The sequence below is a fragment of the Sulfurovum aggregans genome (assembly GCF_055385215.1).
Genome location: NZ_AP042387.1, coordinates 891353 through 913421, shown reverse-complemented (window position 1 = coordinate 913421; position 22069 = coordinate 891353). Strand labels below are relative to the sequence as shown.

At 39.5% G+C, this 22069-nt stretch carries 17 protein-coding genes; 15 read left to right on the top strand and 2 right to left on the bottom strand.

Translation table 11 applies throughout. The features are described from left to right. The 3 genes from plsX to ACZ48W_RS04450 all read left to right on the top strand — a co-directional run bounded on the left by plsX (nt 1) and on the right by ACZ48W_RS04450 (nt 3001). Nucleotides 1–990, top strand: coding sequence for a phosphate acyltransferase PlsX (plsX, locus tag ACZ48W_RS04460; RefSeq protein ID WP_464830136.1), 990 nt, complete (start codon nt 1–3; stop codon nt 988–990). A gap of 110 nt (nt 991–1100) precedes the next feature. Beyond that, the gene (locus ACZ48W_RS04455; protein WP_464830135.1) at nt 1101–2120 is read left to right on the top strand and encodes a beta-ketoacyl-ACP synthase III; all 1020 of its coding nucleotides are present in this window, start codon (nt 1101–1103) and stop codon (nt 2118–2120) included. Nucleotides 2121–2188: 68 nt separating this feature from the next. Continuing rightward, nucleotides 2189–3001, top strand: a complete 813-nt coding sequence (locus ACZ48W_RS04450; RefSeq protein WP_464830133.1) for a TIGR00282 family metallophosphoesterase — start codon at nt 2189–2191, stop codon at nt 2999–3001. 92 nt (nt 3002–3093) lie between these two features. On the opposite strand, the gene ACZ48W_RS04445 is transcribed toward ACZ48W_RS04450, so the two are convergent. After that, entirely contained in the window at nt 3094–5004 is a 1911-nt protein-coding gene (locus ACZ48W_RS04445) for a DNA polymerase III subunit gamma/tau (RefSeq protein ID WP_464830132.1), read from the bottom strand. 227 nt (nt 5005–5231) lie between these two features. Here ACZ48W_RS04445 and leuS point away from each other — a divergent pair, with 227 nt between their 5' ends. The 12 genes from leuS (at nt 5232) to ACZ48W_RS04385 (ending at nt 21168) form a co-directional block, all read left to right on the top strand. Further along, a complete protein-coding gene (gene leuS, locus ACZ48W_RS04440) occupies nt 5232–7673 on the top strand; it encodes a leucine--tRNA ligase (RefSeq protein WP_464830131.1) in 2442 nt (813 codons plus the stop codon). Between the two features lie 62 nt (nt 7674–7735). Continuing rightward, entirely contained in the window at nt 7736–8296 is a 561-nt protein-coding gene (gene lptE, locus ACZ48W_RS04435; RefSeq protein WP_464830129.1) for an LPS assembly lipoprotein LptE, read from the top strand. A 19-nt stretch (nt 8297–8315) separates the two neighbouring features. Beyond that, the gene (locus tag ACZ48W_RS04430; RefSeq protein WP_464830128.1) at nt 8316–9473 is read left to right on the top strand and encodes a bifunctional folylpolyglutamate synthase/dihydrofolate synthase; all 1158 of its coding nucleotides are present in this window, start codon (nt 8316–8318) and stop codon (nt 9471–9473) included. A 33-nt stretch (nt 9474–9506) separates the two neighbouring features. Next, on the top strand, nt 9507–12482 hold the full coding sequence (gene mfd, locus ACZ48W_RS04425; protein ID WP_464830127.1) for a transcription-repair coupling factor: 2976 nt from the start codon (nt 9507–9509) through the stop codon (nt 12480–12482). Between the two features lie 131 nt (nt 12483–12613). Then, nucleotides 12614–13561, top strand: a complete 948-nt coding sequence (locus ACZ48W_RS04420; protein WP_464830126.1) for an AAA family ATPase — start codon at nt 12614–12616, stop codon at nt 13559–13561. Between the two features lie 81 nt (nt 13562–13642). Next, nucleotides 13643–14470 carry a DUF58 domain-containing protein gene (locus ACZ48W_RS04415; protein WP_464830125.1) on the top strand — a complete coding sequence of 276 codons (828 nt, stop codon included), beginning with the start codon at nt 13643–13645 and terminating at the stop codon, nt 14468–14470. Nucleotides 14471–14558: 88 nt separating this feature from the next. Further along, nucleotides 14559–14963 (top strand): hypothetical protein, encoded by a 405-nt coding sequence (locus ACZ48W_RS04410; protein ID WP_464830124.1) that lies wholly within the window; start codon nt 14559–14561, stop codon nt 14961–14963. Next, nucleotides 14950–15867 (top strand): vWA domain-containing protein, encoded by a 918-nt coding sequence (locus ACZ48W_RS04405; RefSeq protein ID WP_464830122.1) that lies wholly within the window; start codon nt 14950–14952, stop codon nt 15865–15867. Before ACZ48W_RS04410 ends, ACZ48W_RS04405 begins: the two co-directional genes overlap by 14 nt. Continuing rightward, complete coding sequence (locus ACZ48W_RS04400; protein WP_464830121.1) at nt 15868–16872, top strand: vWA domain-containing protein; 1005 nt, start codon at nt 15868–15870, stop codon at nt 16870–16872. After that, nucleotides 16869–17747 (top strand): tetratricopeptide repeat protein, encoded by an 879-nt coding sequence (locus ACZ48W_RS04395; RefSeq protein WP_464830120.1) that lies wholly within the window; start codon nt 16869–16871, stop codon nt 17745–17747. Before ACZ48W_RS04400 ends, ACZ48W_RS04395 begins: the two co-directional genes overlap by 4 nt. Then, nucleotides 17731–19239, top strand: a complete 1509-nt coding sequence (locus tag ACZ48W_RS04390; RefSeq protein ID WP_464830119.1) for a BatD family protein — start codon at nt 17731–17733, stop codon at nt 19237–19239. Before ACZ48W_RS04395 ends, ACZ48W_RS04390 begins: the two co-directional genes overlap by 17 nt. Before the next feature lie 42 nt (nt 19240–19281). Next, nucleotides 19282–21168 (top strand): DUF389 domain-containing protein, encoded by a 1887-nt coding sequence (locus tag ACZ48W_RS04385; RefSeq protein ID WP_464830118.1) that lies wholly within the window; start codon nt 19282–19284, stop codon nt 21166–21168. Between the two features lie 18 nt (nt 21169–21186). On the opposite strand, the gene ACZ48W_RS04380 is transcribed toward ACZ48W_RS04385, so the two are convergent. Next, nucleotides 21187–22029, bottom strand: coding sequence for a prephenate dehydrogenase (locus ACZ48W_RS04380; protein WP_464830117.1), 843 nt, complete (start codon nt 22027–22029; stop codon nt 21187–21189). Nucleotides 22030–22069: the final 40 nt, after the last annotated feature.

Here is a 22069-nt window from a genome sequence, read left to right as displayed (position 1 = left end):
ATGATTAAAATCGCGATTGATGCTATGGGTGGGGACTTCGGTCCTGAACCCATTATCGAAGGTGTAGTTCAGGCACTTGAAGAAAAAACTTTTTTACCTATTCTGGTAGGTGACAAAACTGAGATACTCTCTTTACTCCCCCAATATTATTTAGATAAAGTTCAGATCGTTGAATCCTCTGATGTGGTTTCCATGAGTGATCAAGCGACAAATGCACTTAAACGTAAAGACTCTTCCATTTACAAGGCCGTTGAACTTGTACGAAATAAAGAAGCCCAAGCTGTAGTTTCAGCCGGACACAGCGGTGCAACGATGACGCTTGCTACATTGCGTATAGGACGGTTACCGCATATTTCCAAGCCTGCACTCGCAACACTGATGCCAAGTATCACAAATGTAAAAACATTGGTGCTTGATGTAGGTGCAGTGACGGATTGTACCCCTCAGAATCTTTATGAATTTGGTGCAATGGGAGAAGCATATGCACAAAAGATTTTAGATGTTGCTTCACCCAAAGTAGGACTTTTATCTAATGGGTCAGAAGACAGTAAAGGGAATGCATTGACCAAAGAGGCTTTTTCTCTTCTTAAAGAACTGAATGGTTTCGTAGGTAATGTTGAAGGGCGTGATATCTTTAACGGTAGTGTAAATGTTGTTGTCTGTGACGGCTTTACAGGTAATATCCTGCTTAAGACAAGTGAAGGGGTCGTCTCAACCATTTTTACCCTAATGCGACAGCATATCAGAAAATCACTACCGGCAAAAATCGGTGCATTGATGATGAAGAAAAAAGTTTTTGGAAATATGAAAAAACAGGTTGATTATGCAGAATATGGCGGAGCACCGCTTCTTGGTATTAACGGATGTGCTATTGTCAGTCATGGCAGTTCCAATGCCAAGGCGATCAAAAATGCTATTTTTCAAGCGATTCGATATACTGAGTCGGATGTGAATACAACGATAGAAGAACTACTCTCCAATACGAAATAATGAAGAGAGGTATTCCCCCTCTCTCAATTTATGATTTCTCCCCATTTTTAGACCTCTCATTAGAATTTTATGGTAAAATACAGACTTATATTTCCTAGGTAAGGATAACTATGTCTCAAATAAAACCAGTATATGCTTCATTTAGATCTATCGGTGCATATATCCCTGAAAAGATTTTAAGTAATTCCGATCTTGAAAAGATGGTTGATACGACCGATGAATGGATCGTAAAGCGTACAGGTATCAAAGAGCGTCATATTGCTGCAGATAATGAGTATACAAGTGATATGGGTGCCAAAGCAGCAGAAGTTGCTATCAAAAGATCCGGTATTGCGAAAGAAGAGATTGACCTGGTTCTATGTGCTACGGTGACACCGGATTACTTCAATATGCCTTCAACAGCATGTATTATCTCAGACAAGTTGGATATCCGAAATGTACAAGCATTTGATATCTCAGCAGCATGCAGCGGATTTGTATACCTGCTCTCTTTAGCCAAAGCATTTATAGAATCAGGAATGAAACAAAATGTACTGATTGTAGGCGCAGAGAAATTCTCTTCTATTGTAGACTACACAGACAGAAGTACTTGTATTCTTTTTGGTGATGGTGCAGGTGCAGCGATGATATCTGCTACAGAGAATAAAGAAGAGGCGTTTATAGATGTACATGCAAGTGCAGACGGTTCTTATGCCGATTTTCTGGTTACACCTGCCCCTGGGAGTATTAATCCTGTAAGTCAGAAAGTGCTTGATGAAGGACTTAACTTTGTACAAATGAAAGGAAATGAAACCTTTAAATTGGCAGTGAAAACATTGACCAAAGATGTAAAAGAGATTTTGCTGAAAAATAATATCCATACAGAAGATATTCCTCATTTTATCCCTCATCAAGCCAACTATCGTATTATCAAAGCGGTGGGAGATGCATTAAAAATGAGAGAAGACCAGATAGTCCTTACAGTAGGGAAATATGGAAATACTTCAGCAGCTTCTATCCCTATGGCGATCAATGATATATATGAATCAGGAAGGCTTCAGACGGGTGATCTTATGTTACTTGATACTTTTGGTGGTGGACTTACGTGGGCTTCGGCTTTACTTCCCTTTGCAGGGAAGAGTATTAAGTGATAAGTGTAGTTGGGGACATTGGTTGAATTTCTGTAAGAAATTAAAGCTGTGTCCTCAAGGAGAATAGTGTGAAAATAGGGTTTATCGGTGATGTTGTAGGTAAGCCTGGGCGATTGATGATAAAACATCATCTTATGCGTCTGAAACAAGAACATTTTATTGACTTTATGATAGTTAATTATGAAAATGCCTCACATGGCTTTGGATTGACTCAAAAAAACTGCATAGAACTTCTTGGGTATGGCATAGACATGATGACCGGCGGCAACCATAGTTTTGATAAAAAAGAAATACTGACTCTTTTTGACAGTTATCCTCTTATCCGTCCGATGAATTACCCTCAAGCTACTCCGGGAAAAGGTATCTATCAAACTACGATTTTAGGCAATAAAGTAGCTATTCTTAATCTGATGGGACATTATACTATGCCTTTGGTAGATAATCCTTTTACCATGATAATAAGTGTTGTTGCTTCTTTAAAAGCACAAGGGATAAAGCACATCATTGTAGACATGCATGCTGAAGCAAGTTCTGAAAAACAGGCTCTTTTACATATGCTTAAAGAAGATGTGAGTGCAATACTTGGAACACATACACATGTAGCAACCGATGATCTGCAGGTAGTAGATGGCTGTTGTTATGTAACTGATGTAGGAATGACCGGTTGTCGTGATGGTGTTATAGGTATGGATAATGAAGTACCTATGAAACGTTTTCTTACAGGGCTTGGAGGGCATTTCAATGTTCCGGATACATGTAAAACACTTTTGCAAATGGTAGTGTTTGAACTTGATGATCAGGGACGATGTATAGATGCTGAAAAAATAAAGATTTATGATGATAAGCCTAAAATTGTAACGAAAGCATGGATGGAAGATTAAAATTTACAGGTTTGGTTCTTACTGAACATCCTAAGATAATTTTAATTTCCATGTAGATTATCTCTACAAGATAACGTTTGGCAGAACCAAACCTACGTATTTCTTTTGATTCTCACCTTTTTAGGATTAAAAAGTGCAATCGCTTCTTTGATCATAGGCTCTTCCAGGAGTGTTGAAGGGTCCTTCTCTTTAGCCGCTTCTGTTCCTCCTGCTTCCGGTGCAATACAGGAACTTTTCATTTCAATATCTTCTATCATGGAAGCAGAGTCTGCATCATTATGTGTTGATACGTGTTGCGTATGGAGTGCTTGTGCAGTGACTCTATTTTCTTTACTGTTACCTGCTATCTGCTCACTGTCTGCTGTTATGGTTTTTTTTTTGGGGATGTTAACGATCTTTGTTTCAAAACCAAAAAGTTCTTTAACAAACATATTGATGACACCCCAGTGAGTAATAAGCTGTTTTTTCTCCTCGCCTTCTGCACTGGAGCCCCAGGTAAGTTTATTATTCATAAAACTTTCAAACTCAATATTTCTTTCAAAGCAGGCACCGAGATCATAATTTCGATCGTATATTTTTTTGATTAAATTATCAAATGTTTTTTGGTAAGGATCAGGTGAGTGCTGAGGGTTGGGCGCTGAGGGTTGTGATGGTTTTTGTGGAGTACGGATCGTTTCAGATCCTTCATGTATATTTTTTTCATTATTCCGAACCTGTACCTCAGGGTATTCCTCATGGTTCTTTACGATCTCTTTGGTTTTTTCAGTTCTATTTGAATCTTGAGGGGATTCTCTATCAGGTACGGAATGAGATGTGGTCTTGATAGTATCTTTCGGCGGCAATGATGAGATTATATCATCTTCGGTAATGGTGATCACTTCGGCAGGTGCAGACAGGTCCGGAGCAGGTGTGGTGACCATGATCTCACTCACCTCTACACCATTGAGCTCTTTTTCAAGTCCGCGTATCATTGTGTCGATGTCTTTTATCTCTAAAGCTTCCATCATTTTAAACAAAGAGAGAGAAAGAACAAACTCTCCGTCACTTCCCAGTGCAAGGAGACTTTTTGACTCTGCAATGACTCTAAAGAAACGCTCTATGATCATAGGGCTGAGTTTACCGTTACCCGAGAGAAGTAACTCTTTGAGGTAGAGAGTAAGTTCATCAAGTATCATCTCTGCTTCATAGTCAGAGGCCATTTTGATGAACTCCAGGATCTTTGCATTATCTTTGAGCATAATGTCATTAAGAAGCGCTTCTAAAAGGCTGGGTTCAATGATGCCTAACATACCTGTTACAGTGCCTACATCAACAAAGTTTTTAGAGTAGACGATGGCTTGATCCATCAAAGTAAGAGAATCTCGTAAACTACCTGCACCTGAGCGGGCAATAATGTCCAGGGCTTCCCTCTCATACTCTATATTTTCAAGATTTAAGATATGTTCCAAATGTTTGAGCACAAGGTTCTGAGGAATTTTTTTAAACCTGAAATGCTGTGTACGTGAAAGGATGGTAGCAGGCAACTTCAGTGGATCTGTAGTTGCAAGGATGAACTTAACAAAATCCGGTGGTTCTTCCAGCGTTTTAAGCAGTGCATTAAAAGCCTGATTGGTAAGCATATGGACTTCATCGATGATGAAAATTTTGTAACGTGCCGAACTGGGTTTGTACTTGGTATGTTCTATGAGGTCTTTGATGTCATCAATTCCACGGTTGGAAGCCGCATCCATTTCAATGATATCCATATGACGGTTTTCACTTGCCATAATACAGTGTGTACAGACGCCACAGGGGTGAGAGGCAGTACCCTGTTCACAAAGCAATGCTTTTGCAAAGATACGTGCAGTAGAAGTTTTTCCACTTCCTCTAAGCCCGGAAAAAAGATAAGCATGAGAGAGTCTGTTACCATCGAGTGCAAGTGATAAGGTTTGTGAAACTGCCTCTTGACCTATAAGGTCATCAAATGTGGCAGGACGGTATTTCCTTGCTAGGGCTAAAGACAAACTGGCTCCTCAATTTTTAGTGATACTATTGTAGTTAAATTTTACTTTTGATTGGTATAATTGAACTAATAAAAGAGCTAAAGATTGATATGGTCATCTTCGTATCTGTACCTGATAGGATTCCGGATTTTCGATTGAATAGAGGAATGTATAGTCTTCAATTCATCTCTAACCCCATATTAGATATAATCCCCCATTAAATAATCATACAATGAAGTGAGATAAATATGAGTTACAATCCAAGTGAGATTGAAGCCAAATGGCAGAATAGATGGGATGAAGAGCAGGCTTTTGAACCTGATGATGCCCTAACAAGAAAGAAAAAATATATTTTAAGTATGTTCCCGTTTCCATCCGGACGGTTACATATGGGACATGTGAGGAATTATGCTATCGGTGATGCTTTTGCCCGTTATTACAGAAAGCAGGACTTCAATGTGCTTCATCCTATAGGCTGGGATGCTTTTGGTATGCCTGCTGAAAATGCTGCGATCAAACATGGGCGTCATCCTAAGGACTGGACGTATAGCAACATTGATTATATGAGAAAAGAGCTCAATACTTTGGGACTTTCATTCTCTAAAACCCGTGAGTTCGCTACCTGTGATGAGCTTTATACGAAGTGGGAACAGGAGTTCATCATCAAGATGTTTGAAGAGGGCCTGCTTTACCGTGAGTCGACCACTGTGAACTGGTGTGAGTCTTGCCATACAGTGCTTGCCAATGAGCAGGTGGAAGAGGGATGTTGCTGGCGTTGTGACAATGAAGTAGAACTTAAAGAGATGCCTGGCTACTACCTTGACATTATTAAATATGCTGATGAATTGCTCGAAGATCTCAAACTTTTAGAAGGCAAGTGGCCGTCACAGGTCATTACTATGCAAAGTAACTGGATAGGAAAGTCTCAAGGGCTTGAGTTCGAGTTTGAATTGAGCCAGAAGAGTAAAGTAAAATTGGGTGGGAACTTTGACAAATATACGGTATTCACAACACGCCCAGATACCATTTATGGTGTAACATACTCTGCACTTGCGGCGGAACATCCTATTACGAAATATCTTGTAGAAAATAATCTGCTCGATAGTGATGTGGCGGGGAAGATCACACATATAGCCAATATGACAGAGCGTGAAAGAGCTCAGGCCGATAAAGAAGGGTATCCGCTTGGTATCAGTGTGATCCATCCTCTTACAGGTGAAGAGATACCTGTATGGACTGCGAATTTTGTATTGGCTTCTTACGGGGGAGGTGCAGTCATGGCTGTACCTGCACATGATGAGAGGGATTTTGAGTTTGCCGGTAAATATGATCTGCCTATCAAGCGTGTGATTGAAGGAGGAGATGAACTCCCATATACGGGAACAGGGGATCTTATTGACAGTGACCGTTTTTCCTGTGTAGACAGCAATGAAGCAAAAATAGCGATCATTAATGAGTTTGAAGAGAGAGGAACAGGTAAAGGGACAACAAACTATAAACTAAGAAACTGGGGGATCAGCCGTCAGCGTTATTGGGGTGCACCTATCCCGTTCGTGCATTGTGAGAGTTGCGGACTTGTGCCTGAGAAGGCAGAGAATCTTCCTATTGCGCTTCCTGAAGATGTGGAGATCACAGGTGAAGGTAATCCACTGGAGAATCATCCTACCTGGAAGAACTGTAGCTGTCCTAAGTGTGGAGCAGAGGCAACACGTGAAACAGACACACTCGATACCTTTGTACAGTCAAGCTGGTATCAGTTCCGTTATGCAACGAATCCTAAGAAGTGGAATGATATAGGTATTGATAAAGAAGATGCAAATTACTGGTTGGGTGTTGACCAGTACATCGGCGGGATAGAACATGCCATCCTGCACCTGCTTTATGCAAGATTTTTCACTAAAGTATTACGTGACTTGGGTTACCATGATATAGATGAACCGTTTACAAACCTGTTGACACAGGGAATGGTACTCATGGATGGTGCAAAAATGTCTAAGTCTAAAGGCAATACGGTCGACCCTGATGCACTGGTTGAAAAATATGGTGCAGATACGGCTCGTCTTTTCATTCTTTTTGCAGCACCACCGCAAAAGGAGCTGGAGTGGAATGACTCGGCAGTAGAAGGTGCATTCAGGTTCATTAAAAAGCTTTATGACAGAAAAGCAAAAGTAACAGGCAGTTCATTACCAAATATAGATCAAGCTACTTTAAGTAAAGCATCCAAGCTTGCACGTGTAAAGGTATATGAGGCATTACAGAAATCAACGGATGTGTATGAAAAAACATTTGCCTTCAATACACTTATCGCAGCATGTATGGAAGCACTTAATGCATTAGACAAACAAGATGATGCTGATGTATGGACAGAGGGAATGTATATCATGCTTAATCTCTTGGAACCTATTATCCCTCATGTGGCAACAGAACTTAGCGAGGTATTGTTTAAAAGAGAAAATCTGGGTGCCATACTTGAAGTAAAAGAAGAAGTGTTTGTCAAAGAAAGCATTCTGTATATGGTGATGATCGGTGGTAAAAAACGTACTGAGATCGAGGTGAGTCCAAGTGCAGACAATGATGAGATATTGGCATTGGCGAAAGAGGCTGGTGCAAAATGGCTTGAAAATATGAGTATTGTAAAAGAGATCGTGGTACCGGGCAAGCTGGTCAACCTGGCGGTAAAACCGGCTTAAAAAGTGAAGAGTAAAAGTATGCAAAATGATATTTTGCTTTGATTGAAAGAGGAGAAAAAAAGATGCAAATAACAGATAAAAGTTTTTCGAAGAAAAACAAACCCACACTTTTCACTTTTCACTTTTCACTTTTCATTTCAATAGCAGCAGTGCTGTTATTGAGTGCCTGCGGTTACAAACCCTCTTCTCATGCCATAAAAAATATTTTTCCTGATACTGTTTATGTTGAAGTGATGGTCGACAGAGCAGAACCTGAAAATGCCCCTTATCTGAAAGATGAGATAAATCGGCTGGTCTATACACGTTTCAAAGGGCAGATCGTTCCTAAAGAACAGGCAGAGAGTCAGATACATATTTCATATAGAGGGAGTACCTTTACTCCGCTCAGCTATGAAGACGGATATGTTACACGTTATCGTGCAAATATCAGGGTCCAGTTTGATATGCTGACCAAAAAAGGAAGAATTAAAAAAACAATCAATAGTGTTTTTGAATCTGATATTCATGTCAGTTCCATCTATTCCTCTACGTTAAGAACTGAAGCGATCAAAAAAGGTTTGGAAAAAGCATTGGATCAGTTTTTGGCATATGTGAGTGCTAAGGGAATGAGTGTTGAGCGTTGAGTGCTGAGTGCTGAGAGACATGATAAGTTTAGAAGCTTTTTTAAATCAAAAACCCCTCTATTATAAAGAGATAGACCATCAGCGGGTACATGTTGCATATAGGATGCTCAAACCGTATATTAGACGACCAAAAACGGTGCATATCGTTGGAACGAATGGAAAAGGTTCTACAGGACGGATGATCGCCCACCTTGCTTTTAAAAGTGGTCTTTCTGTAGGACATTTTTCTTCTCCCCATATCTTGAAATTTAACGAACGTATCTGGCTTAATGGCAGTAACAGTAGTGATGAGATATTGGAAACAGCACATCAACGGCTTTTTACTATTTTAGGTAAAGAGATGAGTGATGCTTTGAGTTATTTTGAATATACTACACTTTTAGCTTTTGTAGTGTTTGAAAAGTGTGACCTGATGGTACTTGAAGCCGGATTGGGTGGTGAATTCGATGCGACTAATGTGTGTGATAAAGAGCTTTCTGTTGTTACCCCTATAGGTATCGACCATCAGGCTTTTTTGGGTGAAACTATAGAGGAGATAGCCGGTACTAAGATACGAAGCATACAAAAACAGGTACTTTTGGCACCACAGCCTTATGATGAAGTGATTGAAGTGGCGAGACAGATTGCAAACAATGTAGGGGCATCCCTTGTGGTTGCCCAAAATAGAGAGGGTACCCACAAGGGGCACCCCTACGGGGTAAAAGAACTTGCCAAAGCCAAAGGCTGGCCAGAGTACCTCATAGAAAATGCCACCGTAGCGATGCAAGCCTTGGATATTTTGAAGATTCCCTATGAGGTAGATGATTTAAGAACCTTAGAACTTTTTGGACGCTTTTACGCTTTAACACCTCATGTCAGAATAGATGTAGGACACAACCCTTTAGCGGCAAAAGCCATAGAGAAAGCACTGGATGACAAAGTAATACTTATTTACAATAGTCTTGATGATAAAGACTATGAAGAAGTGTTACGAATATTGAAACCCAAAGTAAAGAGGGTAGAGATCATTCCTATTCATTCTCAAAGAGCTACTATTCTGGAAGAGATAGAAAAAGCTTTGAAAAAAGTAGATTTAGAGTATAGTTATTTTAAAAACAAAATAGATAAAAATGAAAATTATTTAGTGTTTGGTTCATTTTATGTTGTTGAAGCGTTTTTAAAACAAAGAAATATATAGGGTGCGTTTGCCAACGCACCGAAAAGTGAGAAGATGTACCAAAGTAATATATACGAATACCTGGGAACCTTAAAATCTAACAAGCTCCTCATCTGCAAAGACGACAAAGAAGCCGTACAGATACGAGATGTGGCATTGCTCCTTGGGTTTGATACTTATGTTCTGCCTGACCTTCGTGTGAGTGTAGGTGAAGATCTGCGTGCCTATGGTGAAGATCTGCAGTTGTTGTTTACTCAACTGGCAAAGTACCATGCAAACCAAAAGAAAAAAATACTTATTTCACCTGTAAGAACACTGCTTATCCCTTTCCCAAAACTGGAATTTTTTGCAGAAAAAATAGTTGAGTTTGGAGACACTCTCAATCTGAATGAACTTAAAGATACGTTGTATCAGTGGGGGTACCATTTTACAGATATCGCAGCACAGAGAGGAGAAGTTTCTTTTCGTGGGGATATTATAGATATTTACCCTATACATATGGACAAACCGTATCGTATCTCTCTTTTTGATGAAGAGGTTGAAGCGATCCATTACTATGATGAAGGTACGCAAAAACGGCTTCCGGATGAACTGGAATCCTTAACCATAACCCCTGCTTTTTTAGCACTGGACAAAACCCAACATGAAGCCCTGAAACGCAGAACAGAACGAAGTACCTACGACACCTTTGTAAAAGATATAGACTCACTTGGTCTGTGGCACTTGGATGACCTGGGTGAGAGTGCATTGGAACAGTTCGAGGGTGTGTGGGCGAGTAACCTGGATGATGAGCTTAAAGAGGTATATGAACTTACAGAGCCACTGGTACCAAGAAAATCATTTTTACTTCCGTCTATTCCGGAAGGTACCAAATATCGTGACCTAGAAGTAGTCGATCCCAATAAACTGCTAGAGTCCCATAAAGATAAAAAGATCACCATCATTGCTAAAAATGAAAGTATCGTTCGCGGATCTGAACTGAGCTCTTTTGAGAATATAGAGTTTGTCTATCAAGAGGGGATCGTCAATATCCTAGGTTCGGATAGACTCATCTTGTCGCTTAACAAACCCATTAAACGCAAACGTGTGAAAAAAGCCAGTATCGTTTTAGATGAACTCAAACCCGGGGACTATGTGGTACATGAGAACTATGGTGTGGGTATATTTAAAGGGATTGAAAAACGGGATGTTCTGGGTGCAAAGAGTGAGTTCGTGGTGATGTATTACCAGAATGAAGACTCTTTGCTTATCCCTGTATCAAACCTTGAAGTCATCGACCGTTATGTGGCAGAGGGCGGGGCATTGCCTATCTTGGATAGACTGGGTAAAGCCAGCTTTAAAAAGCTCAAAGCCAAAGTCAAAGAGAAGCTCTTTGCCATTGCTTCACAGATCATCAACCTTTCTGCCCAAAGGCACTTGAAAAAAGGGATCATTCTTAAAAGAGACATGGAAGAGCATGCTATCTTTATGTCTGAGGCAGGTTTTGTGCATACAGAAGACCAGGAACGGGCCATCAATGATATGCTGGACGATATGAGTTCCGGAAAGATGATGGACAGGCTTCTAAGTGCTGATGTAGGATTTGGAAAAACAGAAGTCGCGATGAACGGGATGTTCGTAGCAGTAAAAAACGGCTACCAGGCGATGATGATAGCCCCAACTACTTTGCTTAGTTCACAACACTACAAGAGCCTAAAAGAGCGTTTTTATGAACATGGCATCAAAGTAGCGAAGCTTGACAGGTTTTCAACAACCAAAGAGAAAAATGCAACACTGAGAGGATTGGAAGAGGGTACTATAGATGTAGTGGTAGGAACCCATGCCTTACTCAAAGCGAAGTTTAAAAACTTGGCCCTTGTCATCATCGATGAAGAGCATAAGTTCGGGGTGAAACAAAAAGAGGCACTGAAAGAGATAGCCATTGATGTGCATCTTCTTAGTATGTCAGCAACACCCATACCAAGAAGCTTGAATCTTGCGATGTCCGAAGTGAAAAGTTTTTCTGAGATCCTCACTCCTCCAACAGAACGTCAAGGAGTACGGACTTTTGTAAAAAGTTATGATGACAAGGTCATTAAAGAGGCTATTTTGCGTGAGATGCGCCGTGGTGGACAGGTATTTTATGTCTTTAACTCCATTGCAGGAATAGAAGAGAAGAAAAAACAATTACTTGAAATCTTACCCAAGCTTCGTATTGCAGTACTGCACTCAAAGATCTCAGCCAAAGAGACAGAAGATGAGATGATGAAATTTGAAGATGGTGAGTATGATGTGTTGCTTTCTACCTCCATCGTCGAGTCAGGCATCCATATGCCTCATGCCAACACCATGATCGTTGACGGTGCAGACAACTTCGGTATAGCTGACCTGCATCAGCTTCGTGGACGTGTAGGACGTGGAGGCAAAGAGGGGTACTGTTACTTTATGGTGACAGATAAAGAGCGTTTGACGGACAATGCCAAACGACGGATTTTAGCATTGGAATCACACTCAGACTTAGGGTCTGGAGCAGTACTTGCCTTCCATGATCTTGAGATACGTGGCGGAGGTAATATCATAGGAGAAGCACAAAGTGGACATATCAAACAGATAGGGTATTCACTTTATTTGCGTATGCTGGAAGATGCCATTAAAGAACTCTCGGGCCAAGACAAAGAAGTGGCACAAAACATCGATATGAAACTCTCTGTAGATGCTTATCTCAATGAAGAACTCATAGAAGAAGACAGACTACGCCTGGAACTTTATCGTCGTCTCTCTCTTTGTGAGACGACAGGAGAAGTGTATGAAATAGAGTCTGAGATAGCAGACAGATTTGGTAAATTAGACACTATTACAAGACAGTTCATTGATATCATTGTAATGAAAGTATTGGCAAGACAACAAGGAATATCAAAAGTTTCAAGTTATGGGGAAAATGTTTTTATAGAGTTTATTGAAGAGGGGAAAGAGAGAGTAGTATTGAAGTCGAGAAGTAAAGACGATGATGATATTATTGCAACGGCTATGGGGTATTTAAAAAATACATAATATTAAAACACGCTTCTACAATATATTTATAGGTATTAGAGTAGGTACAGTATTAAGATAGATCGTATTATTAAACTACAGTTAACTTCACTCAAGTATACTTTTCTTAATTAACTATTCAGGAGAAAAACTTGAGTCAAATCATACAAAATATCAAAACTGAAATGTCAAAAGTCGTTGTCGGACAGGAAAAGATGATAGAAGGTCTGCTTGCAGGACTTCTTTGTCGCGGGCATATCCTTCTTGAAGGTGTTCCCGGACTTGCCAAGACCACTACGGTCAATGCCCTGGCTAAAACACTGGGACTGGACTTTAAACGTGTTCAGTTCACTCCCGATCTGCTTCCTTCGGACATCATAGGAACAGAGATCTATGATCCGTCAAACAATGCGTTCAAGATCAAACAGGGACCAGTTTTTACAAACCTTCTCCTTGCAGATGAGATTAATCGTGCTCCTGCAAAAGTGCAGTCTGCACTATTGGAAGTCATGCAGGAGAGACAGGTGACCATCGGTGATGAAAGCTTTAAAATAGACTTGCCTTTTTTGGTTATGGCAACACAGAACCCTGTAGAGCAGGAGGGAGCATATGAACTTCCGGAAGCACAGCTTGACAGGTTCATGATGAAAGTAGTGGTAGGATATAACACAAAAGAAGAAGAACTGGAAATAGCAAGACGTGTGGCGAACAACAGCTTTGGTGAGATCCGGCAAGTAGCCAGCAAAGAAGATCTGGAACAGATACGTGCTGAAGCAATGCAGGTACATATGGATGAAGAGATAGAATCTTATATTATTGAACTTGTGGCAGCTACACGTGATCCTAAAGCCTATGGACTTGAAGAGTTGGAAGCATACATAGAGTTTGGGGCAAGTCCTCGTGCGAGTATAGATATGTATAAAGCGAGTAGGGCTATTGCATATCTTAAAGGACAGGATTATGTCTCTCCTATAGAGATAGCTTATATTGCCAAAGAGATATTGCGTCATCGTATCATCTTGAGTTATGAGGCACAGGCTGAAGACGTAACACAGGATATGATTATAGAGAAGATTTTAGCTGCTGTACCGATTCCATGATTTTCTGTGAAAATCAAGTGAAGAACGAAGAGTGAAGAATGAAAAGTGGTGGATTTGTCTACCGTTTAGGAGAGTGATAGTTTGAACAAAAAAGCCAAAAAAATTATCCTTAAAACCAAAAAACAAGTCTATGGAGATATGCTTGGAAACAATGCATCATTGTTCCAGGGTGAAGGGTTTGAGTTTGCAGAGCTTCGTGAGTATATTTATGGAGATGATGTCCGTAAGATAGACTGGAAGACCACTGCAAAACTGGGTAAACCTTTTGTAAAGATCTATAAAGAGGAGCGCGAACTTAATGTTGTGATAGTTTCTATGCTTGGAGGATCTGTCTATTTTGGTACAGTGAAACAAAAGTCAGATGTTATCGCTGAAGTAGTGGCTACACTTGGTTTTTCTGCAGTCAAAAACAGTGATCTGTTTTCACATATGCTTTTTGCCGATAAACTGTATGATTTTAGTAAACCAAGTAAAAAACTTTTCTCTGTGCATAAAGCCGTTGAAGAAGTGGTGACTTTTGATCCTCTTGGTAAAGAGGGAGATTTTAAAGCATTGGCAGAGACACTGAATCATCGTTTGAAGAAGAAAGCACTGCTTTTCATCGTATCTGATTTTGTAGGTGACATCGATCTGAAACTTTTAAGTAAAAAACATGATGTGTTTGCCGTGATGGTACGAGACAGATTTGAAGAATATCCTAGTGAACTGGGTTATCTTAGACTTATCGATATGGAAACAAAACAAAGCTTTGAAGGTAACATTGACAGTGGAACGCTGCATAGTTATAAAAAGGCTTTACATGAAAATGATGAGAAGCTCTATAAGCAGTTTAAGAAGCAAGGTATTCGCTTTACTAAGATATATACACACGAAGATTCTGCTTTGAAGTTAATGAAGGCGATGCGATGATGATATTTGCAGGGTGTGTTTGCCAACGCACCATTAAATTGAATATGCCAAAAGGTGCGTTGGCAAACGCACCCTACGGAGGATAAAAATGGATAACAATATAAGTGAGCAGTTAAGAGATATCAAACCGTTATTGGAGATCCCTGATAACTCCTACTATATGTATTGGGGGCTAATTATTTTTGGTACTTTATTGTTGTTGGGGATTCTTTTTTTCATAGCTAAAAAACTATGGGAGAACCGTAAGATAAACCTTGCCAAAGGGTATTTGGAAAAACTCAAAGCGATTGACTGGAAAGATGCTAAGAAATCAGCCTATGAGGCAACACATTATGCAAGACTTTTGGCAACGGATGAGAGAAGAAAAGAGTTATTTTCCCAGCTTGAACCAATGTTGGAAAAATATAAATATAAAAAAGAGGTAGATGAAGTAGATCACGATACACAAAATAAATTTAACCTCTATGTGCAGGTGGCAGATGAGTCAATTTAGTTTTGAATATCCTTTTTTACTGGCACTCATATTGCTGTTTGTTATCTGTGCCAAATGGTGTAAAGAGAAAAGCAGGGCTATTTTTTTCCCTCATGTAAGTACACTCATTGCCAAAACAGGGCATAAGAGTTCACTTCTTGCATGGCTTAAATGGATAGGTATTATCTCAGCAGTGATAGCATTGGCTTCACCTGTGATCACGAAAAGCTATTCCAACTCGAAAAAAGAGGGTAGAGATATCGTACTTGTCATCGACAGCAGTGATTCTATGAGACAACCGGGATTCGATCCTAATGATATATTTAAAAATAAATTTGATGTGGTGAAAGAGGTAGTGGGTGACTTTATAGAAAAAAGAGTCAATGACCGTATAGGTATGGTGACATTCGCAGATGTAGCATTCATTGCATCGCCTTTAACCTTTGAAAAAGCGTTTTTAACCAACATCACACAAATGCAAAAACTGGGTATAGCAGGAAAACGTACAGCCATCAATGATGCACTGGTACAAGCCTATAATCTGTTGAGTAAAAGTAAAGCAAAGTCCAAGATAGTCATACTTCTTACCGATGGGGTAGACAATATGAGTAAGATCCCTTTTCCCGATGTAAAAAGTATGATAGAAAAGAGAGATATCAAACTGTACACCATTGGTATAGGCGGTCCTAGAGATTATGATGGCAGATACCTTCAGGCATTGGCTCAGGCAGGAAAAGGTGCTGCATATGGTGCAAGAGATGCGACAACACTTAGTATGATTTATGATGAGATAGATAAACTTGAGGCAACAAAGCTGAATGACAAAAAGATAGTTGAGCATACCTATTTGTATATCTATCCACTCTTTTTGGCGGTGTTGAGTCTGTTGTTGTTCATTTATTTTAGAAACAGTAAAGGAGTGTAGATGGAATTTGTAAACCCATATCTGTTTTGGATACTGATCATTCCTTTTGTGTTCTTCGCATTTCTTATCTCTACTAATAAAGAGCGTCTATCGCGTATCTTTGATGAGAAAGTACTTGCCCGTTTGAGTGCAACAGATGAGAGTATGCCTTTGATGGTGAGAAATATCATTATGTTCCTTGCTATTTTTCTTATGATAGTTGCGATGGCACGACCTGTGATAGATGAAGGAGATAAAACAGTAAAAGTAAAAGGTTTAAGTATTCTTACTGCTTTGGATATTTCCGGGTCGATGCGCAGTAGAGATGTGTATCCTAACCGTTTGACTTTTGCCAAAAAGAAGATGAATGCTCTGTTTGATGCTATGCCAAGTGATGAGATAGGTGTAATGGCGTTTGCATACAGCCCTTTTGTTCTGGCTCCATTCACAAGTGATAAAGAGACACTCAAAATGATGGTAGACGGGGTAGATGACTCTTATATCAATATGGGTTCTACAGACTTCATGGCTTTGGGAGAACTTGCAAGCAGTCTGCTTGAAAAGAAGGATCCCAAGATACTGGTCCTGTTTACTGACGGTGGAGATGAAGAAGCGATTGCAGGATTCGGGGATGTGCTGAAGGCAGAGGGTATAGACCTTTATGTAGTACTGGTAGGTACTACCAAAGGTGCTCCTGTCATTGGTGAAGACGGTAAACCATATACACTTAAAGACGGTACCATCGCTATTACCCAGAGGAATGATGCTCTGGGAAAACTGGCAAAAGAAAATGGCGGAGCCTATGTGGTAGCAACTAACGGGAAAGAAGATATAGAAAATCTGGTTTCTGTGATACGAAGCAAATATAAAGCACAGCAACAGGGTGAAGTGAAGATCAAACAACGCGTGGAACTCTTCTATTATCCGTTAGGGTTTGGGCTTTTACTACTGTTGATCGCACTGAGCTCTGTACCTAGATTAGGTAGCAAGGAGCAAATAGTAGGTAGTCATGGAGGTAACAAATGATTAGATTAAATAAAAGCTTTTTGAAAAAAAGCATACTAACATTCTTCATTCTTCATTCTTCATTCTTCACTAACCTCTATGCAGGTTTAACTGATTTCAAAACGATAGAAAAAGCCAAAGAGGCATACAGTGCTAAAGAGTATGGAAAAAGTGCAGCATTGTTGGGTACTTTAGAGACAAAAAGCCCGCAAAAAGAATATGATATGGGTAATGCCTATTATAAAGCAAAGAAGTATGATGCGGCTATCAAAGCGTATGAAAAGGCAGAAGGTGTAGATGAAGCAACCCGTCTACATAATGTAGGGAACAGCTATTTCCAAAAGAAAGAGTGGGATAAAGCGATCGAAAATTATGAAAAAGCATTAAAACTCAAAGAAGATAAAGATACAAGATTCAATCTGGAATTAGCGAAAAAGCAGAAACAAAAGCAGGATCAGAAAAAGAAACAGGACCAAAAAAAGAATAAGAAAAAAGACGATAAAAAACAAAATAAAGATCAGAAAAACAAAGACAATAAGCAAAAGCAGGATCAAAAAAAGAACAAGCAGAATAAAGATCAAAAAGATCAAAAGAAAAATCAGGGTCAGAAAAAGAAACAAGACCAAGATAAAAAAGATAAGAATGGTGAAAAGAAAAAATCTGATGAAAAGAAAAAGTCAGAAGAAAAAAAGAAGCAAAAACCTAAAGATGAAAAAGGTGATAAAGCTTCGGCAACACCGAAAGAGCAAAAGAAGATGAGTAAAGAAGAGAAGCTTAAAGCACAGGAACTGAAACGTTTACTTAAGAAAATGGGACAAAAAAAGACACTTACGATGATATATCAGATGGGTAACACTAAAAAATCAAAAAGGAGTGAAGATGCGAAACCATGGTAGATCAATAGGCAAAATCATTTTTGTTATAGCATCAACTTTTCAACTGTTATGGGCAGCTGGTGTAGAAGCTACTGTTTCAAACACAGAGGTAGTACAGGGAAATATGGTACAGCTTCGCATCAAAGCTATTGGAAACAGGGCAACATTCCCTAATATTCAAGAGATAGGCGGTGCAAAAGTATTGGGAAGACATCAGAGTTCCAATAATTCTATCAGCTATATCAATGGAAAGATGTCAACACAGCGTAGTATAAGCCTTGTTCTAACCTTTGCGCCACAACATGATATGACCATACCTTCATACAGGGTCAATATAGACGGAACTGTATACGAAACGGATCCGATAAAACTCAAAGTGATAAAATCAAATGCACCGCAAGTGGCAAACAGTAATAGGTTTTCACTCCTGATGCGTGCAGATAAAAAGTCTGTGATGGTGGGTGAACCTTTGGTTGTAACAGTATTTTTCTCTTTACAAAATGGTGTACGACTTTCTGAAAATCCTCAGTACAGTAAACCTGAGTTTAAAGGTTTTTTTGCAAAAGAGGTAGGGGATGAGAAAACATATAGGGAAGGTAATCGTCAAGTTACTGAGCTGAGTTATATCCTTACACCTAAGACAGAAGGAAACTTCACAATTGGACCGGCTACAGCCAAAATAGGTGTTGCAGACACAAGCAGACGGGATATGTTTGGCAGATTTTTTGGAACGGTTTGGACACCTATTGCTTCCAATACAATAACTATTGAAGTCAGACCAACACCCCAGGAGACTGATCTGGTAGGCTATTTTACGATAGAAAGCAAGATAGATAAACAAAATGTTAAAGCAAATAAACCGGTAAATCTCACAATCAAAATTGAGGGAGAAGGAAGTCTTGAAGATTTTGAATTTCCAAATTATGAGATAGACGGTGTAACGATCTACAGTGATGATGCTAAAGTGGAAACTCAGATCACAGGGAACAGACTTAAAAGTACCTATATGAAAAGTTTTGCTTTTATTTCAGATCATGATTTTAATATACCTGGTCGAAGTATCTCTGTATATGATACAAAAAAAGGTGACGTAAAGCATCTGGAAATACCTTCATATCATGTGAAGGTCGAAGCTCAAAAAACGTTTGTATCCGGATCAAACACTTCTCCCAAAGGAGTAGTACAAACCAATCTAAAACAAGTAGATACACCTCAAAACAATGTTGTTCAAAAAGAGGTAGAGGTTAAAAGTGTAGCCTGGTGGATGCTGGTCGTTGCATTTGTTTCGGGTCTCCTTTTTATGTATCTATTACGATATCTATCTATAGCTAAATGGACGAGAAAGAAAAGCCCTTTCAAAGAGTCTGAAGCCTTAAAGATACTCTATCCACATATCAATGAATCTATGGAGGTAGAGGAGATGGTACGTAAACTCTATGCTAAGAAAAATGGTGATAAAAGTATACAGATAGACAAGAAGATACTTAGAGAAATGGTAGAGCATTTTAGATAGTCCTGCTACAATATCTTTATAGATAAGAAAGAAAGCAGGGTTATGATCTATTATATTTTTTCAAAAAATAGTGAAACATTCATAGAAGAGAATAAGCACTATTTAGAAAATGAAACCATTCACTATCTTCCTTTCTCTCAACTAGGAGAACTTGATGTTTCAACTGCTACGCATCTGCTTGTAACCGGTTGTCTTGATGAGATAAAGCTTCTTATGGGTATCGCCCATCAAAATGGTATTACGCTGGGTATTGTTCCTGTACCGGAGCAAAAAGAGTTGATGCGTACCTTTGAGTTGCCGAACAAAGTAGAAGAGGCTATCACTTTAGCATTAACTCCAAGTGAAAAAAAGGTAGATCTTCTTTACTGTAATGGTACGATAGTGTTGCAAGAGGTTGTTGTGGGCGATGCACCACCGCTTGAGCAATTTGATACGGTATTTAAAGGTAAAACACTTTTTGATAGAGTAAAGCTTTTTTGGCGTACCATAAAAAAAGTCAAAGACCTTAAACATACCCAAATGAAGATCACTGACGCAAAAGAGAATGAGATAAAACTCTCAGCTGTAGGTGTAGTGGGGGTAGAATATAATAATGAGACCTTTGCGGCCAAACTCATCTCTTCACAGTTGAGTGCGAATGATGGAAAACTTTCTATTGTCATTCTCTCTCCTATTTCCATCGTGCAGTATATGGGGTACCTGTTTAAGTCACTCGTTTCACACTTAACACCTAAAAGTCTACCGAAATCTGTAGGATATATACGTAGTAGTAAAATTATCATAGAACCAAAAGTACCACTGGATGTTCTTATAGACTCAGCACAAAAACAGCAGACACCAGTAGTGTTAGAGGTAAAAGAAGAAGCATTGGCACTCAGTGTAGGTGAAAAGTTCTGGGAAAAACAGAGCAAAGAGAAAAATGGAAAAGACAGTATCAAGATAGACCATCTTCCTTCGGATGAAGAGAGTGCAAACTATTTGAGCAATGCCATTCCTCTTTTTTCTCATGCAAGTCAAGAACAGTATACTGCTCTTTTTAAAAATCTTAGAGAAGAGAGTAAGCTCAGTTCAACGTTTATGATATTGCTGATCTTAGCTACGATGATCGCTACTTTTGGTCTGTTCATCAATTCAAGTTCAGTGATCATCGGTGCAATGCTGTTGGCTCCTCTAATGCAGCCTATCGTAAGTCTCAGTATGGGTGTGCTCAGACAGGACAGTGCACTGCAGATCAATGGTGCGAAAACGATTTTTATCGGGATACTTGCAGTTCTTTCCACTGCTGCATTGATAGCACTTTTTATGCCTATAGAGAGGCTTACTTCTGAGATGGCAGGACGGCTTTCTCCTACCATACTGGACCTGTTTGTTGCCATAGTCTCCGGTGCTGCGGCAGCCTATGCAAAGAGTAATGAAAAAATATTGGGGTCACTTGCCGGTGTGGCTATTGCTGTAGCACTGGTCCCTCCTATTGCTGTGGCAGGTATAGGACTTGGCTGGGCTGATTGGCATATGTTCAGTATAGCTTTCCTGCTTTTTGTTACCAACCTGGTCGGTATTGTATTTGCAGCAGCATTGACCTTTGTACTTTTAGGTTTTTCTCCATTGCATATTGCCAGAAAAGGGATCATGGTCTGGATGCTGATTGTAGCTGTGGTAGCCATACCTCTCTATAGCTCGTTTTCTAAAATGGAAGAAGATATCCGGATACAGAAAACACTTTCAAATATCACTTTCAATGTAGGTGTACATGATGTCAAACTTACACATATCGAATTATTCCATCGTGCAAAAGAAGATGAAATCAGATGTGAGGTGATCAGTACAGGCATTTTAAATAAAGAAGAGAAGATACGGTTGAAAGAAGCTATACTTAAAAGTATTCATAAAAAAGCCAAGATAATAGTAACATTCAGATATAGACTTTAATATGGTCCCTCCAGAGGATTAATCTAAAATATCATGCAGCCTGTTTGCATCCTGCATCCAGCCGTTCAGTCTATCCCACTCTTCGTTTTCGACCATTTTCTGACATTTCTTAAGTTCGGACTGAAAGACGTTGATAGCTTCAAGCAGATTGTTCTTGTTCTGCCGGAAAATATCTTCCCACATACTGGGTGAAGATTTTGCAATACGGCTCATATCTTTAAATCCGCCGCCGGCAAGAGTAATGATACTCTCTGCTGCTTCCTGCTGCATGACTGAATTGGCAAGAGCATAACTGAGTGCATGCGGCATATGGGAGATGAAGGCTGCATGCCTGTCATGCTCTTTGGCATCCATATAGACCAGCTTCATGCCGATACTTGAAAAAAGTTCTTTTGCTACTTGTTGTTGATATACTCCGCTTTTTTCCATATCACAAAGTACAACTACTTTATCTCTATAAAGGTCCGGAACAGCAGCAGTGGGACCGAATTTTTCTGTTCCGGTCATCGGGTGTGCAGTGACAAAATTGGCTCTTATCTCTTTTGGAATGCTTTGAGAGATCTTTTCTTTTGTGCTTCCAAGATCGATCACTGTACATTTCTTATCTAATCCCTGTATCTTTTTAGCAATGGCAATAATACCGTCAACAGGAATGGTTAAAAAAATGATATCGCATTTGATGATTTCATCAAGTGTTGGGACGATCTCATCTACTAATCCCAAAGAGAGTGCCTGTGTACAATGTTCTTCATTGTGGTCCAGACCGAGAAAATAAAAATTTTTTGAAGTTTTTTGAAGGGCCATACTGAGAGAACCTCCCATAAGTCCAAGACCAATAATACCAATTTTCTGTATCGTCATCATTATACCCCTGCAGTATCGATCATTTCTGAGGATTATA

What these genes read in the sequence shown, in the direction of transcription:
- plsX (WP_464830136.1), top strand. Translation starts at nt 1, where the DNA reads ATGATTAAAATCGCGATTGATGCTATGGGTGGGGACTTCGGTCCTGAA.
- mfd (WP_464830127.1), top strand. Translation starts at nt 9,507, where the DNA reads ATGTACCAAAGTAATATATACGAATACCTGGGAACCTTAAAATCTAAC.
- ACZ48W_RS04390 (WP_464830119.1), top strand. Translation starts at nt 17,731, where the DNA reads ATGCGAAACCATGGTAGATCAATAGGCAAAATCATTTTTGTTATAGCA.
- ACZ48W_RS04430 (WP_464830128.1), top strand. Translation starts at nt 8,316, where the DNA reads ATGATAAGTTTAGAAGCTTTTTTAAATCAAAAACCCCTCTATTATAAA.
- ACZ48W_RS04410 (WP_464830124.1), top strand. Translation starts at nt 14,559, where the DNA reads ATGGATAACAATATAAGTGAGCAGTTAAGAGATATCAAACCGTTATTG.
- leuS (WP_464830131.1), top strand. Translation starts at nt 5,232, where the DNA reads ATGAGTTACAATCCAAGTGAGATTGAAGCCAAATGGCAGAATAGATGG.
- ACZ48W_RS04400 (WP_464830121.1), top strand. Translation starts at nt 15,868, where the DNA reads ATGGAATTTGTAAACCCATATCTGTTTTGGATACTGATCATTCCTTTT.
- ACZ48W_RS04395 (WP_464830120.1), top strand. Translation starts at nt 16,869, where the DNA reads ATGATTAGATTAAATAAAAGCTTTTTGAAAAAAAGCATACTAACATTC.
- ACZ48W_RS04385 (WP_464830118.1), top strand. Translation starts at nt 19,282, where the DNA reads ATGATCTATTATATTTTTTCAAAAAATAGTGAAACATTCATAGAAGAG.
- ACZ48W_RS04380 (WP_464830117.1), bottom strand. Translation starts at nt 22,029, where the DNA reads ATGACGATACAGAAAATTGGTATTATTGGTCTTGGACTTATGGGAGGT.
- ACZ48W_RS04405 (WP_464830122.1), top strand. Translation starts at nt 14,950, where the DNA reads ATGAGTCAATTTAGTTTTGAATATCCTTTTTTACTGGCACTCATATTG.
- lptE (WP_464830129.1), top strand. Translation starts at nt 7,736, where the DNA reads ATGCAAATAACAGATAAAAGTTTTTCGAAGAAAAACAAACCCACACTT.
- ACZ48W_RS04455 (WP_464830135.1), top strand. Translation starts at nt 1,101, where the DNA reads ATGTCTCAAATAAAACCAGTATATGCTTCATTTAGATCTATCGGTGCA.